The organism is Pseudomonas sp. A1230 (assembly GCF_044218825.1).
In the GTDB taxonomy this organism is placed as follows: domain Bacteria; phylum Pseudomonadota; class Gammaproteobacteria; order Pseudomonadales; family Pseudomonadaceae; genus Aquipseudomonas; species Aquipseudomonas iridis.
Genome location: NZ_CP162582.1, coordinates 4552615 through 4567928, shown reverse-complemented (window position 1 = coordinate 4567928; position 15314 = coordinate 4552615). Strand labels below are relative to the sequence as shown.

11 protein-coding genes are annotated in these 15314 nt (G+C 60.5%); 2 read left to right on the top strand and 9 right to left on the bottom strand.

Going from position 1 to position 15314, the window contains the following annotated elements:
• Nucleotides 1-62 precede the first annotated feature (62 nt).
• Entirely contained in the window at nt 63-359 is a 297-nt protein-coding gene (locus tag AB4P97_RS21395; RefSeq protein ID WP_027610630.1) for a helix-turn-helix domain-containing protein, read from the top strand.
• Between the two features lie 118 nt (nt 360-477).
• Here the strand turns inward: AB4P97_RS21395 and AB4P97_RS21390 are convergent, their stop codons facing one another.
• Nucleotides 478-930 carry a GNAT family N-acetyltransferase gene (locus tag AB4P97_RS21390; RefSeq protein WP_042561485.1) on the bottom strand — a complete coding sequence of 151 codons (453 nt, stop codon included), beginning with the start codon at nt 928-930 and terminating at the stop codon, nt 478-480.
• Nucleotides 931-1184: 254 nt separating this feature from the next.
• Here AB4P97_RS21390 and AB4P97_RS21385 point away from each other — a divergent pair, with 254 nt between their 5' ends.
• Nucleotides 1185-1922, top strand: coding sequence for an ABC transporter substrate-binding protein (locus AB4P97_RS21385; RefSeq protein ID WP_042561484.1), 738 nt, complete (start codon nt 1185-1187; stop codon nt 1920-1922).
• A gap of 148 nt (nt 1923-2070) precedes the next feature.
• On the opposite strand, the gene yccS is transcribed toward AB4P97_RS21385, so the two are convergent.
• The 8 genes from yccS to betB all read right to left on the bottom strand — a co-directional run bounded on the left by yccS (nt 2071) and on the right by betB (nt 15229).
• Nucleotides 2071-4254 (bottom strand): YccS family putative transporter, encoded by a 2184-nt coding sequence (gene yccS / locus AB4P97_RS21380; RefSeq protein WP_047303870.1) that lies wholly within the window; start codon nt 4252-4254, stop codon nt 2071-2073.
• 263 nt (nt 4255-4517) lie between these two features.
• Nucleotides 4518-5696 (bottom strand): NAD(P)/FAD-dependent oxidoreductase, encoded by a 1179-nt coding sequence (locus AB4P97_RS21375; RefSeq protein WP_395601579.1) that lies wholly within the window; start codon nt 5694-5696, stop codon nt 4518-4520.
• A gap of 143 nt (nt 5697-5839) precedes the next feature.
• Nucleotides 5840-7177 carry an ATP-dependent RNA helicase DbpA gene (dbpA, locus tag AB4P97_RS21370; protein ID WP_395602962.1) on the bottom strand — a complete coding sequence of 446 codons (1338 nt, stop codon included), beginning with the start codon at nt 7175-7177 and terminating at the stop codon, nt 5840-5842.
• A gap of 128 nt (nt 7178-7305) precedes the next feature.
• On the bottom strand, nt 7306-8733 hold the full coding sequence (mdtD, locus tag AB4P97_RS21365) for a multidrug transporter subunit MdtD (RefSeq protein ID WP_042561480.1): 1428 nt from the start codon (nt 8731-8733) through the stop codon (nt 7306-7308).
• A gap of 140 nt (nt 8734-8873) precedes the next feature.
• Nucleotides 8874-10211: a TldD/PmbA family protein gene (locus tag AB4P97_RS21360; protein ID WP_395597957.1), complete on the bottom strand. Its 1338-nt coding sequence runs from the start codon at nt 10209-10211 to the stop codon at nt 8874-8876.
• Nucleotides 10211-11653 carry a TldD/PmbA family protein gene (locus AB4P97_RS21355; protein ID WP_395601578.1) on the bottom strand — a complete coding sequence of 481 codons (1443 nt, stop codon included), beginning with the start codon at nt 11651-11653 and terminating at the stop codon, nt 10211-10213. The genes AB4P97_RS21360 and AB4P97_RS21355 overlap by 1 nt, the downstream gene beginning before the upstream one ends.
• A gap of 262 nt (nt 11654-11915) precedes the next feature.
• Nucleotides 11916-13619 carry a choline dehydrogenase gene (betA, locus tag AB4P97_RS21350; protein ID WP_200617174.1) on the bottom strand — a complete coding sequence of 568 codons (1704 nt, stop codon included), beginning with the start codon at nt 13617-13619 and terminating at the stop codon, nt 11916-11918.
• A gap of 137 nt (nt 13620-13756) precedes the next feature.
• On the bottom strand, nt 13757-15229 hold the full coding sequence (gene betB, locus AB4P97_RS21345; RefSeq protein WP_042561477.1) for a betaine-aldehyde dehydrogenase: 1473 nt from the start codon (nt 15227-15229) through the stop codon (nt 13757-13759).
• Between the last annotated feature and the right edge of the window lie 85 nt (nt 15230-15314).

The following is a 15314-nucleotide window of genomic DNA, read 5'->3' as shown; positions in this document are numbered from 1 at the left end:
TCCAGAGTAGGAGCTGCCGAAGGCTGCGATCTTTTGATCTTCAATAAATGCGGAGTGCATGCATGGACGTCAGCAAGACCAAAAGCAGTTTCTATCGACGCTTGTACGTCGCGTACCTGATCGACAGCGGTCTGGCCCCAAGCGTGCCGGCGCTGACCGAAGTGACCGGCATGCCCCGGCGCACGGCGCAGGACACGATCGCCGCACTGGCGGATCTGGATATCATTTGCGAGTTCGAGCAGGAAGAGGGCGCCCGCAACCATGCCGGGCGTTATCGGATTCGTGAGTGGGGGGCGATTGATCGGGGGTGGATCGAGCGCAATCTGCGGCAGATCAAGGCTGTGCTTGAGTATCCCTGAATCCTGAGTGGACTGGGCTGACGCCATCGCTGGCCAGCTCCCATAGGTTTTCTGGTGTTCACATAGGTTGTGAACGACGCAATACCTTGTGGGAGCTGGCTTGCCAGCGATGGGGCCTTCAGGAACGACGCATCCCGATATGCGGAATGTCGTCCTCCAGATATTCCTCTCCCGCCACCACGAAACCGTACTTGCCGTAATACCCCTGCAAATGCGCCTGCGCCGACAGATAGATCGGCACCTGCGGCCAGTGTTTCTCGGCCTGCTTCAGCGCCTGCTCCATCATTTCGTGCCCCACTCCTTGGCCGCGGGCTTGCGGCGCGGTGATCACGCGGCCAATCACCACGTCGCCACCCTGGGACTGCGGATCGAGCAGGCGCAGATAAGCCTTCAACTGATCATCCTCCCAACCCATCAGGTGATAGGTGTCGCCCTCCAGATCCTGCCCGTCGAGGTCGGGGTAGGCGCATTTCTGTTCAACCACGAACACTTCCGACCGCAGCTTCAACAGTGCGTACAGCTGCTCTTTGCCCAGATCGCTGTGATGTTTGCAGACCCACTCGATTGTCATTTTCCGCTTCCTTGAATACGTCGTCCGATACTAAGCGCACTGGTCGCAGATGTCTGTATGGCGTAAGAGTCTGTGACAAAGGTCAAAATGCCATCATTCCTTTCGCGCAGCACGGGCGTCTTTGTGTAATCTGCGGGTGAGCGCTGTGCACGGGCTCCATTGAGCTAATGTTAGTGCCTGGGTTTTGCCGGTAAGGGGCCTTGGGGTTTTGACTGAAAACACGCAGGGCTCCGGCCCGCTAAGGATTTTCAAGCATGCCGCGTTTGCATCGAGCCTTTGCTTTGATCGGATTGCTCTTGCTGGCTCAGACCGCAGCGGCGCAGAAGTTGCGGCTGGTGTTTGATATCTGGCCACCCTTTACCGATGACACACTGGTCAACGGCGGTCTGGCCACGGACATCGTCACCACCGCGCTGGCCCGGGCGGGCTATGCCAGCGGTTACGAGCAGGTGCCGTGGGCGCGGGCGCTGCTGGGGGTTGGCGAGGGGCGTTACGACGTACTGGTCAATGCCTGGTACAACGAAGACCGGACGAAAATGGGGCAGTTTTCCGGTGAGTATCTGGTCAACCGTATCCGCTTTCTCAAGCGCAAAGACACGCCACTTGAATACAACAATCTGCAGCAACTGCACACGTATCCCATAGCGGTGGTGCGCGGCTACGCCTACTCGCCGCCATTTGATGCCGACACGGCGTTGCAGAAAGTCCCTGTGCATAACTTTGCCATGGGCGTGCGCATGCTGGCGGCGGATCGGGTCAAGCTGACGCTGGAGGATGAATATGTCGCGCGGTATTACCTGGCGCGGGAATCATCGAAGGTACGCAGTGCGGTGGAGTTTTTGCCCAAGCCGTTGAGCGAGAACAGCCTGCACATATTGGTGAGTCTGAAGAATCCGCAGCATGCGCAGATTGTCGCGGGGTTTGATCGGGCTATTGCGGCGATGAAGGCGGATGGCAGTTATGACAAGTTGCTTCGACAGCATGGGATGTAGGTTTCTGATCCCTGAGTTGTGTTGTTGCTGAGGGCCTCATCGCTGGCAAGCCAGCTCCCACAGTGGGTCGGGTTGATTCACAAAATTGTGCTTCACCAAAGAACCCTGTGGGAGCTGGCTTGCCAGCGATGGGGTCAGTCGGGCCAACTCAAGCTTCAGAGGTGTCCTTGATCAGATGCGCCGCCAACGTCCGCAGTGGCCCCAACTGTCGGCAGATCAGCGCCAGTTGTGTCTGCACCAGTCGCTGCCCTTCATCGATTTCATCCGGCATCTGCTCCAGCTCATTGGCCAGCGCTTCTTCTTCGTCACTTTGAATCGCAATCGGTTGTTTGCTCGCCAGGCCTTGGGCGATTTCATCGATGCTCGCCGCCAGTTTCACCCCGGCGCCTTCTATCAACTGCTCACGCACATCCGCGGGCAACTGGGTTTCGCGGTGCGCTCCCAGCCCTGACAGATAACTCAGCAAGGTGTGCGACAGCACCAGAAAGCGGAAACCGACATCCGCTTCCTTACGAAAATGACCAGGCTCCATGAGCATGTTCGCCAGCGTCGTCGACAGCGCTGCATCAGCGTTGTGTGCGTTGCGTCGGGCCAGGCGATAGGCGAGGTCGTCACTCTTGCCCGCCGCGTATTGCTGCATGATCTGGCGCAGATAGATGCTGTTGCAGGTCAGGGTGTTGGCCAGCACTTTGTTCAGGCGCCGGCCTTGCCAGTCCGGCAGGAACAGGAGCACCGTCAGACCGGCGATCAGGCTGCCGAGCAAGGTATCGAACAGCCGCGGCAGGAACAGCCCGTAACCGTCGCCGACCTGATTGAAGCAGAACAGCACCATGATGGTGATCGCGGCGGTCGCCAGGGTGTAGCGAGTGGTGCGGTTGGTAAAGAACACGACCCCGGCGGCGATGGCGAAGCACGATTGCACCAGTGGACTTGGGAACAGATCGAACAATGCCCACGCCACGGTCAGGCCGATGGCGGTGCCGAGAATCCGCTGGCCGAGTTTACGCCGCGTCGCGCCGTAGTTCGGCTGGCAGACGAACAGCGTGGTGAGGATGATCCAGTAGCCTTGCGACGGGTGAATCAAATGCACCATGCCGTAGCCGATGCTCAAGGCCAGCGGCAGACGCAGGGCATGCCGGAACAGCAAAGAGGTCGGTGTCAGCTGTGTGCGCAAGCGTATCCACACATCCTTGAAGTTGCGCGGCGAACGGTCGAGCAGGCTGCTGTCGGTGGCGTCGGCCAAGGCATCGGGGTTGCTCGCATCGCTGAGCAAACGGTCGAGGGTGCCGAGGTTGGCCGCCAGTGCGCGCAGTGAGCGCAGCAGGCCGCGCCATGCCGGGTTGCTCTGGATGCGCAGGTGTTCGAGGGAGGCGTCGAGGTCGCTCAGGGCTTCGGCGAAACTGGCGTCGTAAATGAACGGCTGACGCATCTGGATCGATTCGGCCAGCGCCCGGCAGGCTTTGCCTTGCTGGCGCAACAGGCGCTGGCAGCGGAACAGTACGTCGCTGTGGAAAAATGCATCGGCCAGCGCGTTGTACGGATAGTGCGAAGAGCTGGCGCGTTCGTGGATGTCCTGGGCGAGGAAGTACAGCTTCAGGTAACGGCTGACTTTCGAGCCGGGGCGCCCGTTGCCGACCCGGTGCAGGATGATTTCCTTGGCGCTGTTCAGTGCCGCCACCACGCGACCATTCTGCTGCGCCAGTTCCAGGCGTCGGGCCTCGACGTCCATCTGCCGGATCGGCTCGAACAGCGAAGATTTCAGCTTCAGGTAAAAACCCAATTCACGGAACAACCGCGCCAGACTCTGTTGCACCGGCTGGTTGGAAAACAGCGCCTGCCACAGCACAGAGAGCAAGCCGTACCACGCGGCGCCAGCCACCAGCAGCATCGGTTCATGCCAGAAATCGAGCACTGCGCCGCCGCGCTGGTCGACGCCGATCATCGTGTACACGGAAAGGATCAGGGTTGCCGAGGCAATCGCCCCATAACGCTCGCCCAGCGCCCCGAGCATGGTCAGGCCGAAACTGGCCAACGCCAGCGCTATCGCAAAGATGATGGGGTAGGGGAAGAGCAGTTCCACCGACAGTGCGGCGATGCTGAAACACACCAGCGTCACGGCGAGTGCGTTGAGGCGACCCTGCCAACTGTCGTCGGTCTCGGCCAGGGCGCTGGCGATAATCCCCAGGAACAACGGGATCAGCAGGCCCATTTCATCCTGATACCAGCACAGCGCCATGCTGCCGGTCAGGGCGATGAACACCCGCACGCTATAACTGAATTTATCCAGCGCCCACAGGCGCCGCAAAGACTGACGAAACGAAGTCGAGGACATGAAGTGCGAAGGCCTTCCGAGGCGATGCCGCTAAATTGAGCCAGTAATGACGCCGACGCAATGGCGCCGATCACATCTGACAGCAAAAAGTGTTCCTTACTGCTTTTATGCCGAACTCAAATTCATGGCTGGCATATAACCCTGTGGGAGCTGGCTTGCCAGCGATGGCTGCCTGACAGTCAACAATGATGTTGGATGTGCCGGCCTCATCGCTGGCAAGCCAGCTCCCACAGGGATTGCATTTCACATTTGAAAGACGTGGATCAAACGTACTGCGCAGCCGCGTAACCCGATGCCCAGGCCCACTGAAAGTTGAAACCGCCCAAATGCCCGGTGACGTCGAGCACTTCGCCGACAAAATACAGGCCCGGGCTTTTCAGCGATTCCATGGTCTTGGACGACACTTCGCGCGTGTCCACACCACCCAGTGTCACTTCGGCCGTGCGATAACCTTCAGTGCCTGCCGGCACGACTTTCCAGCTGCCCAGCTTCTCGGCGATCTCAGCCAGTTCCGCATGGGTGTACTGCTTCATCGGCTTGGACACGAACCAGTTATCCGCCAGCAGATTGGCCATCTTCTTGGTGAAGATCTCACCAAGCAGCGTTTTCAGCTCGCTGTTCGGACGCTCGGCCACTTGCTGTTGCAGCCAGCTGGCGGCGTCGTGATCCGGCAGCAGGTTGATCTCCACCGTGTCGCCGGATTCCCAAAACGAGGAGATCTGCAAAATCGCCGGGCCGCTGAGGCCGCGGTGAGTGAACAGGATGTTCTCGCGAAAACTCTGATCGTTGCAGCTGACCAGGCAATCCACCGACGTACCGGACAGCTCTGTGCACAGTTCCTTGAGCTGATCGGTGATGGTGAACGGCACCAGCCCGGCGCGGGTCGGCAGCAGTTCGTGACCGAATTGCTTGGCGACTTGATAGCCGAAACCGGTGGCGCCCAACGTCGGGATCGACAGGCCGCCGGTGGCGATCACCAGCGACTGGCACTGGATCTGGCCGAAGGTGGTGTCGAGCAGGTAACCGCTTTCGACTTTCTCGATCGTCTGGATCGAGGTGTCGAGGTGCAGTTCGACGCCGACCTGATCACATTCGGTGAGGAGCATTTCGAGGATGTCGCTGGATTTGTTATCGCAGAACAGCTGACCGAGCTTCTTCTCGTGATACGGCACCGCATGCTTGCCGACCATGCCGATGAAATCCCACTGGGTGTAGCGCGCCAGTGCGGATTTGCAGAAGTGCGCGTTCTGCGAGAGGAAATTGCTCGGTTCGGTGTACATGTTGGTGAAATTGCAGCGGCCACCGCCCGACATCAGGATTTTCTTGCCGGCCTTGTTCGCATGGTCGAGCAGCAATACCTGACGGCCGCGCCCGGCGGCGGTCAGTGCACACATCAAACCCGCGGCGCCAGCGCCAATGATCACGACTTCGGTAGAGCGCAAAACGGTGTCCTCTGAAAATTTCACCACAAAACCAATTGTGGGAGCGAGCCTGCTCGCGAAAGCGGTATGCCATTCAACATTAGATGTTGGCTGACAGATTGCCTTCGCGAGCAGGCTCGCTCCCACAGGGGAGTACGTTGTTTTTACAGGATACGCACGCGCAGCGAACGGCCCTTGATCTTGCCGTCGTTGAGGCGCTGCAAGGCTTGCATGGCCACGGTACGTTCCACGGCCACATACGCCTGGAAGTCGAAGATCGCGATTTTGCCGACCTGTGCGCCCGGAATGCCGGCGTCGCCAGTCAATGCGCCAAGAATGTCGCCCGGACGCACTTTGTCTTTACGGCCGGCACCGATGCACAGGGTGGTCATCGGCGGCTGCAGCGGAGCAAGGCCCTGGGACTTGAGGTTGTCTACCTGATCCCAGTTCAGCGGCGACTTTTGCAGTTGCTCGATGGCTTGCGCGCGGTGCGCTTCGCTCGGTGCAACCAGGCTGATGGCAATGCCTTTCTCGCCCGCACGACCGGTACGGCCAACGCGGTGAATGTGGATTTCCGAATCGCGCGCCAGTTCGACGTTGATCACCATGTCCAAGGCATCAATGTCCAGACCACGGGCGGCAACATCGGTGGCAACCAGTACCGAAGTACTGCGGTTGGCGAACATCGCCAGCACCTGGTCGCGGTCACGTTGTTCCAGATCACCGTGCAGGCCGACGGCGGAGATGCCTTTGGCCGTCAGGTGGTCAACGGTTTCCTGCACTTGCTGCTTGGTGAAGCAGAACGCCACGCAGGATGCCGGACGGAAGTGGTGCAGGACCTTGGTCACCGCGCTCATGCGCTCTTCCGGGGAAATCTCGTAGAAGCGCTGCTCGATCTGGGTGTCATCGTGGAACGCTTCGGCTTTCACCGTTTGCGGATCGCGCATGAACTTCGACGCAAGCTGCTTGATGCCCACCGGGTAGGTTGCCGAGAACAGCAAGGTCTGACGACGCTCAGGGGTTTTGACGATGATGTCTTCGATGGCGTCGTAGAACCCCATGTCGAGCATGCGGTCGGCTTCGTCGAGGATCAGCGTGTTCAGGCCATCGAGTACCAGCGAACCTTTGCGCAAGTGCTGCTGGATGCGTCCCGGGGTGCCGACGATGATGTGCGCGCCGTGTTCCAGCGACGCGATCTGCGGGCCGAACGACACGCCGCCGCACAGGGTCAGGACCTTGATGTTGTCTTCGGCGCGGGCCAGGCGACGGATTTCCTTGGCCACCTGGTCGGCCAATTCGCGCGTCGGGCAGATCACCAGCGCCTGGCAACCGAAGTAGCGCGGGTTGATCGGGTTGAGCAGGCCGATGCCGAACGCAGCGGTCTTGCCGCTGCCGGTCTTGGCCTGGGCAATCAGGTCCATCCCCTTGAGGATCACCGGCAAGCTCTGCGCCTGGATCGGCGTCATCTGCGCATAACCGAGTGATTCGAGGTTAGTCAGCATGGCAGCGGACAGCGGCAGAGTGTTAAAAGCGGTGGCGATGGTGGTCACGGGACGGGCCTGCAAAACAAAATGTCGCGCAGTGTAGCAGCCCCGTGCCACTTTTCTCGAAAGTTCTGGACGAACAGCGCTTAATGTTCGATGTGTTCTTCCGGCCTTTTTGCGCGCCTTCCGTCTTCTTTCGACAGTTGCGAGAAAATCGTCGCGGCGAGCATCGCCATGATCCCGACGGTCACGAAGGTCAACTGGAATGCGCCCAGCACCGTCTCGACACCGTCGTTGCCGACCTCGGCGGTAAACCCGCCCAACAAGGCACCGGCGCAGGCAACCCCCAGACTTAGCGACAACTGCGCGACCACCGACAGCAAACTGTTGCCGCTGCTGGCACTGGCGTCGTCGAGGTCGATCAGGGTCACGGTGTTCATCGCGGTGAATTGCAGCGAGTTGATCGCGCCGAGAACCGCCAGCAGGCACAGCAGCAGCCAGTACGGCGTCTGTTCGCTGACCAGGCCCATGCTGGCCAGCATGATCCCCAACAGCAGCGTGTTGCCGGTGAGGACGATGCGATAGCCGAGACGTTCGATCAGCGGTCGCGCGACCCACTTGGCGATCATCGCCGCAGCGGCCAGTGGCAACATGCTCATCCCCGCTTGCGACGGTGAGTAACCCAGCGCCACTTGCAGCAGCAACGGCACCAGAAACGGCAGGGCGCCGCTGCCGAGACGGGCGAACAGGTTGCCGAGAATGCCGACGGCAAACGTGCGGGTCTTGAAGAGCGACGGGGAGAACAGCGGGTTTTCGATATGCCCGGCGCGCAGCCAGTACGCGGCCAGACAGGCGAAGCCACCGAACAGCAGCAACATCACGCGCAAGTGCGGCAGATGCAATTCGCCGAGGCCTTCCATGGCGATGGTGATCAGAATCATCGCTGCGCCAAACAACAGGAAACCGAGGCTGTCGAAACGCGTGCGTTCGGTGCCGCGCAGGTCGGGGATGAATTTCCACACCGCGTAGCAGCCGATGACGCCCACCGGAAGGTTGATCAGGAAGATCCAGTGCCACGTCAGGTATTCGACCATCCAGCCGCCCATGGTCGGACCGAGCAGCGGACCGAGTAATCCGGGAATGGTGATGAACCCCATGATCCGCACCAGCTCGGAACGCGGATAAGCGCGCAAGACCACCAGTCGCCCGACCGGCAACATCAATGCACCGCCCAGGCCCTGAATCACCCGGGCGCCGATCAGCATGCTCAGGGTGCTCGACAGTGCACAGAGCAGCGAGCCGATGCTGAACAGCAGGATCGCGCCGAAGAAGATTTTCTTGGTGCCGAAACGGTCGGCGATCCAGCCGGAAGCGGGGATCAGCAGGGCCACGGTGAGCATGTAGGCGATGACCACGCCCTGCATGCGCAAGGGGTCTTCGGCCAGGTCGCGGGCCATGGCCGGCAGGGCGGTGTTGAGGATGGTCCCGTCGAGGGACTGCATGAAGAACGCAATGGCGACGACCCAGGGCAACCAGCGTGCGGTGATGGCGTCGAGAGGCGGGCGGTCGGGCATGGGACCTCTAAGAGTATGGGTCAGGCGGAATGCGAACCTGTGGGAGCTGGCTTGCCAGCGATGGCGGACTTTCAGACGAGCACGATGTTGAATCTGCCGTCCTCATCGCTGGCAAGCCAGCTCCCACAAGTGCTGCGGTGTTACAAGGTTAAAGTCAGTCGGCTCACCAACGCCCCCGGCAGCAATGCTGACGACGTATTGCGCTGGCTATAAGTGCTCGCCGACAGCAGCAACTCCCGTTCGGCCGTCAACGCTTCCAGCTGCGAACCCAGCAGGCTGTAAGCGCTGTCGTCGAATCGCATGGTGCTGACCGGTGCCTGAATCTCGCCGTTTTCGACCCAGAACGTCGCGAAGCGCGTCATGCCGGTCATGCGTGCCGCCGGTTGATCCGAGAAGTTCAGGTACCACAGGTTGCTGATGTACAGCCCGGTGCCCAACTGCTTGAGGATTTGCGCTTGTGGCAAATCCCCGGCGGCCATGTTCAGCGCACTGGGTGATTCACCACCGCTGGCACCGTTGGCCGTCAGACCATACTCGGCTGCACTGCGCGAACCGACCAACTGATCTCCAGCCTTGCCCTCGATGATCAGGCGCAGATCACTGCGCGGATAACCCTCGCCGGAAAACGCCGGACTCAGCGAGTCGCTGACTTTTTCATCGAGCGATACCAGCGGACTGAAAGCCTGATCGCCGACATACAGTTTTTGCAACGGGCTGCTTTTGCTGGCAATCGACTGCGCGGAGAAGCCGCCCCAGCTCAGCATGCCCATGATTTCTTCCAGCGCGGCTGGCGCCAGATAAGCGCGGTACTGTCCTGGCGGCAAGGTGCGCAGTGGGCGACCGAGAAACTCCAGTTGTTCGCGAGCCTGCCGGAAGCGCTTGGCGAAGTCTTCGCTGCTCCAGTCGTGCCCGGCGTAGCTGGCTTTCACCGCTTCACCATTTTCGTGGAACAGGCTGAAGTCGAAATTGAAGCTGTTGGCCTGATGCCAGCCAAACGCGCCTGAGGAACTGGCGAAACCACGGCTGATCGGGCCTGCGGCATAGAAACCAACCAGATCCAGGCCTTCAGCGGCGGCGCAGATTTCGTCGACCACGTGCTCGGTATCCGGCAGCGGATGATCCTGCACTTTACTGCTCTGCCAGCCATTGTGGTTGAGCAGCAGATACGGATCCTGCGGCAGCAGCGGCAGGGTTTCGCGCAGTTGTTGCAGGCCTTCGGCCAGCCGCTGCAGATCGCCTTCCTGATCGCCGGAGAGGGTGACTTGGAGGTCGGCGTGGCGGCCATCGTTGATCAGTTTCAGGACGATGTTGGCTTGTTGCACCTGCCCGGCCTGGCGCACCTTGGCGTGATTGAAACGCACGAACGCCGAAGATTCAGCGGCGTAGCTGAGGGTGAACTGTTCCGGCTCGCGGACGCTGTCGCGCAGCCAATTGACCATGTCCTTGAAGGCGTCGGACTGACTCTTCGAAATGCTCATCAGGCGTCTCCCCCAAATACATCAACGTTGCTGAATACGCAGGCCGGCGAAGCGTGGCCGACGCGGATCACCTGGTTCGGTTCGCCCTTGCCGCAGTTCGGCGTGCCGAGCACCTTGACGGTGTTGGCATCGCCTACGGCGCGCAGGCTTTTCCAGAAGTGCGCGGAAATCGCCCGGTAGTTGGGATTTTTGACCACGCCTTTGAGTTCGCCGTTTTCGATCAACTGGCCCCATTCACAGCCGAACTGGAATTTGTTGCGCGCATCATCAATCGACCATGAACGGTTGGTGCTCATCAGGATGCCGTTTTCGATGCTTTCGATGAGTTTGTTCAGCGGCTGATCGCCCGGCTCGATGTTGAGGTTGGCCATACGATCAATCGGTGGACGGTTCCAGCCGCAGGCGCGGCTGTTGGCGACGCCGTCCATCCCGGCACGGAACTGCGACAGCGCACCGCCGAGTGGGCGCAGCAGCAGGCCATCACGAATCAGGAATTGTTTGCTGGCTTTGGTGCCGTCGTCGTCATGGCCGTAACTGGCGAGTTCCTCGGGGATGCCCGGATCGAACGTCACGTTGAGCAGTTTCGAGCCGTATTGCAGGCTGCCGAAGTCAGATGCTTTGACGAAGCTGGTACCGGCGTAATTTCGTTCGTCGCCGAGGATGCGGTCGAGCTCCAGCGGGTGACCGATGGATTCGTGGATCTGCAGCATCATCTGGTCAGGCATCAACAGCAGGTCGCGCGGGCCTTGTGGAGTGTTTGGCGCGAGCAACAGTTGCAGCGCCTGATCGGCGACCAGCGGACCGGCACCGATCAGCCCGCAACGGCTGATCACGTCTGCGCCACCCTGTTGGCCGAAGTTTTCGCGGCCGAGGCTGCGAGTCTGGCTGTCGTTGCCGTCGTAGGCGGTGACGTCGAGGCTTGGGTAAACGAAGCGCTGGGCCTGGCGCAATTCGGCGCCGGCGCTGCTCAGGTAGATCTGTTCGACATGGGTGATGCCAATGCTGACTTCCCAATTCACCAGGCGCTCATCCTTTGGCACCGAGGCGGATTCCGCGCCGAGCAGCTCGAAGCATTCGCTCAGGGACGGGAAGGGTTGTTCGAGATTGGGCGAAAAGTAATCCGCGCGGTCGCTGGAGATCGGTTGATCGCGCAGGTCGAGCAAGGCGTGGGGCTTGAGCCGCCGGGCTTGCTGTTCGGCGCGCTCAAGGGCGGCTTGCAGGCCCCGTTGCGAGAGGTCATTGGTCGCAGCGTAGGCTTCGACGCCGTTGACCCGCACCGTGAGCATCGCACCTTCGTCGCGGCTCAGGCTCGGCGGCTCGGCAACGTTCTTGCGCACCGACAGGTATTGGCCGGACTCGCGTACATACCGCAGGGAAAAGAACTCGGCGCCCGTGCGCAAGGCAGCGAAGCGCTGCTTGAGCTGGGGGTGGAAATCGAACATTCGGGAACCTCCTTGTTAGGGGGAAGCGGTAAAGCGACGGCGGGGAGGGGTGAAACGATTGCGCGAGGTCTAGAGTAGGCCTGCGTGGGGGTAGGATCAAGTGAAGAGGGGGTGTAGGAGGTTTTACTGTGCAGCGAGGGAATTTGTGCTGAATGTAAGGGCCCCTTCGCGAGCAGGCTCGCTCCCACACTGGATCTGCGTCGTTCACAAATCAAATGTGGGAGCGAGCCTGCTCGCGAAGGCCGCGCCTCGGTATTACGTCTTACTGAGCAACAGGCGTGATATCACGCATCGCCTTGCCCTTTACCGGCGCATCGCCCGCTACGTAGTAGTCGGCGGTGCTGCGCGGCAGTGGCTTGCGGCCACGGATCTTGTCGGCGATTTTCTCGGCGATCATGATCGTCGGCGCGTTCAGGTTGCCGGTGGTGATGATCGGCATGATCGACGCATCGACCACCCGCAGACCCTGCATGCCATGCACGCGGCCTTCGCCATCGACCACAGCCATCTCGTCGGTGCCCATCTTGCACGAGCAGGACGGGTGGAACGCGGTTTCGGCGTGTTCGCGGATGAACTTGTCCAGCTGCTCATCGGTTTGCACGTCGATACCCGGGCTGATTTCACGGCCACGGTATTGATCCAGCGCTGGCTGCTGCATGATTTCACGGGTCAGGCGGATGCCGTCACGGAACTCCTGCCAGTCTTGCTCGGTGGCCATGTAGTTGAACAGGATGCTCGGGTGCTGACGCGGATCCTTGGACTTCACCTGGATGCGGCCACGGCTCGGCGAACGCATGGAACCCATGTGCGCCTGGAAACCGTGCTCTTTCACACCGTTGCTGCCGTTGTAGTTAATCGCTACCGGCAGGAAGTGGTACTGGATGTTCGGCCATTCGAATTCCGGACGCGAACGGATGAAACCGCCGGCCTCGAACTGGTTGCTGGCGCCGATGCCGGTGCCGTTGAACAGCCACTCGGCACCGATGGCCGGCTGGTTGTACCAGAGCAGCGACGGGTACAGCGAAACCGGTTGGGTGCACGCATATTGCAGGTACAGCTCAAGGTGATCCTGCAGGTTTTCACCGACGCCCGGCAGATCGTGTACGACCGGGATGTCGAGGCTTTCCAGCAGTTTTGCCGGGCCTACGCCGGAACGCTGCAGAACCTGCGGCGAGGCGATGGCGCCGGAGCACAGCAGGACTTCCTTGCGGGCTTTGGCTTCAACGCGCTCTTCAGCGTCGCCAACCAGATAACGCACGCCGATGGCACGCTTGCCTTCGAACAGAATCTTGTCGGTCAGGGCGTGGGTGACGATGGTCAGGGTCGAACGCTTTTTGGCGATATCGAGGTAACCACGGGCGGTGGAAGCACGGCGGCCGTTCGGCGTTACAGTGCGGTCCATCGGGCCGAAGCCTTCCTGCTGATAACCGTTCAAGTCTTCGGTACGCGGGTAACCGGCCTGCACGCCTGCTTCAACCATCGCGTGGAACAGCGGGTTGTTGCCAGCCTTTGGCGTGGTCACGCTGACCGGGCCATCGCCACCGTGGTAATCGTTCGGGCCGATGTCACGGGTTTCCGCTTTGCGGAAATACGGCAGGCAGTTCAGGTAATCCCAATCTTCAAGGCCCGGCAGCTTGGCCCAGTTGTCGTAGTCCATCGCGTTGCCGCGGATGTAGCACATGCCGTTGATCAGCGAAGAGCCGCCGAGGCCTTTGCCGCGACCGCATTCCATCCGGCGACCGTCCATGTGTGGCTCTGGATCGGTTTCGTAAGCCCAGTTGTAGCGACGACCTTGCAGCGGGAACGCCAGTGCGGCCGGCATTTGCGTACGGAAGTCGAGACGATAATCCGGCCCGCCTGCTTCGAGCAGCAGAACGGTGACGCCTTCGTCTTCAGTCAGACGGGTCGCAAGTGTGTTACCTGCAGAGCCGGCCCCTATGATGATGTAGTCGTATTCTGTAGTCATAAATTCTCCTGGGGGAGCTACAAGTCACAAGCTTCAAGCTGCAAGAAAAAGCAGCGAGCTGTGTCTTCGAAATCGGGGGAGGGCGGCAAGCCCAAACTGCTTTTACTTGCAGCTTAAAGCTTGCCGCTTGTGGCTCCTCAGAACACTGAGGCGTAATCGCCCAGTTCGACTTGCACGGACTTGATGCGCGTGAAGTTATTGAGAGAGCTGATCCCGTTTTCACGGCCAACGCCCGACTGCTTGTAACCGCCAACCGGCATTTTTGCGTCGGACTCGCCCCAGGCGTTGATCCAGCAGATACCGGCTTCGAGCTGATGAATCACGCGGTGCGCGCGGTTCAGGTCTTTGGTGACGACACCGGCGGCCAGGCCGAAGTCAGTGTCGTTGGCACGGCGGATCACTTCTTCTTCGGTCTCGTAAGACAGGATCGCCATGACCGGGCCAAAGATTTCTTCACGAACGATGGTCATGTCGTCGGTGCAGTCGGTGAACACGGTCGGCGCCACGAACGCGCCTTTGGCGAATTCGCCGTCGGTCAGACGCTCGCCGCCGCACAGGACGCGGGCACCTTGTTCTTTACCCTTGGCGATGTAGCCCAACACGCTTTCCATGTGCGCGAAGCTCACCAGCGGACCGAAGTTGGTGTTTTCGTCTTCCGGGTTGCCGATGCGGATGCGCGCAACGCGCTCAACGATCTTGGCTTCGAAAGCAGCTTTCAGGTGGCTCGGCACGAACACGCGAGTACCGTTGGTGCAGACCTGACCCGAGCTGTAGAAGTTGGCCATCATTGCGGTGTCGGCGGCGCGATCGAGGTCGGCGTCGTCGAAGATGATCAGCGGCGACTTGCCGCCCAGTTCCATGGTCACGTCTTTCAGGGACGATGCCGAAGCGCTGGCCATGACTTTCTTGCCGGTGTCGGTGCCGCCGGTGAAGGAGATTTTCTCGATGCGCGGGTGCTCGGTCAGCCAGGTGCCGACTTCACGGCCGCTGCCGGTCAGGACGTTGAACACGCCATCCGGAACGCCGGCTGCGGTGTAGATTTCAGCCAGTTTCAGGGTGGTCAGCGAAGTGACTTCGCTTGGCTTGAAGATCATCGCGTTACCGGCGGCCAGCGCTGGAGCGGATTTCCACAGAGCGATCTGGATCGGGTAGTTCCACGCGCCGATACCGGCGACAACGCCCAGTGGCTCGCGACGGGTGTAAACGAATGCGGTGTCACGCAGCGGGATCTGCTCGCCTTCGATGGCGGGTACCAGGCCTGCGTAGTATTCCAGCACGTCAGCGCCGGTAACGATGTCGACGTACTTGGTTTCGGAGAAGGCTTTACCGGTGTCCAGGGTTTCCAGAGCAGCCAGTTCATCGTTGCGCTCGCGCAGGATGTCGACGGCACGACGCAGGATGCGCGAACGCTCCATGGCGGTCATCGCGGCCCAGATTTTCTGGCCCTTTTCGGCGCTGACCACAGCGCGCTCGACGTCTTCTTTGGTCGCACGTTGTACTTGTGCGAGGACTTCACCGGTTGCCGGGTTGATGGCTTCGAAGGTGGCGTCGCTGGAGGCGTCGGAGTAAGCGCCATCGATGTAGAGTTTTTGCAGTTCGAAACGGGCCATAGTGTCCTCGCAAGTGCATAAGTGGTTGGCGTTGGTCACCGGGTGAGCCATGTAGCTGTGGCATCGCTGATCGGTGACAGTTCAG

What these genes read in the sequence shown, in the direction of transcription:
- AB4P97_RS21395 (WP_027610630.1), top strand. Translation starts at nt 63, where the DNA reads ATGGACGTCAGCAAGACCAAAAGCAGTTTCTATCGACGCTTGTACGTC.
- AB4P97_RS21390 (WP_042561485.1), bottom strand. Translation starts at nt 930, where the DNA reads ATGACAATCGAGTGGGTCTGCAAACATCACAGCGATCTGGGCAAAGAG.
- AB4P97_RS21385 (WP_042561484.1), top strand. Translation starts at nt 1,185, where the DNA reads ATGCCGCGTTTGCATCGAGCCTTTGCTTTGATCGGATTGCTCTTGCTG.
- yccS (WP_047303870.1), bottom strand. Translation starts at nt 4,254, where the DNA reads ATGTCCTCGACTTCGTTTCGTCAGTCTTTGCGGCGCCTGTGGGCGCTG.
- dbpA (WP_395602962.1), bottom strand. Translation starts at nt 7,177, where the DNA reads ATGCTGACTAACCTCGAATCACTCGGTTATGCGCAGATGACGCCGATC.
- mdtD (WP_042561480.1), bottom strand. Translation starts at nt 8,733, where the DNA reads ATGCCCGACCGCCCGCCTCTCGACGCCATCACCGCACGCTGGTTGCCC.
- AB4P97_RS21360 (WP_395597957.1), bottom strand. Translation starts at nt 10,211, where the DNA reads ATGAGCATTTCGAAGAGTCAGTCCGACGCCTTCAAGGACATGGTCAAT.
- AB4P97_RS21355 (WP_395601578.1), bottom strand. Translation starts at nt 11,653, where the DNA reads ATGTTCGATTTCCACCCCCAGCTCAAGCAGCGCTTCGCTGCCTTGCGC.
- betA (WP_200617174.1), bottom strand. Translation starts at nt 13,619, where the DNA reads ATGACTACAGAATACGACTACATCATCATAGGGGCCGGCTCTGCAGGT.
- betB (WP_042561477.1), bottom strand. Translation starts at nt 15,229, where the DNA reads ATGGCCCGTTTCGAACTGCAAAAACTCTACATCGATGGCGCTTACTCC.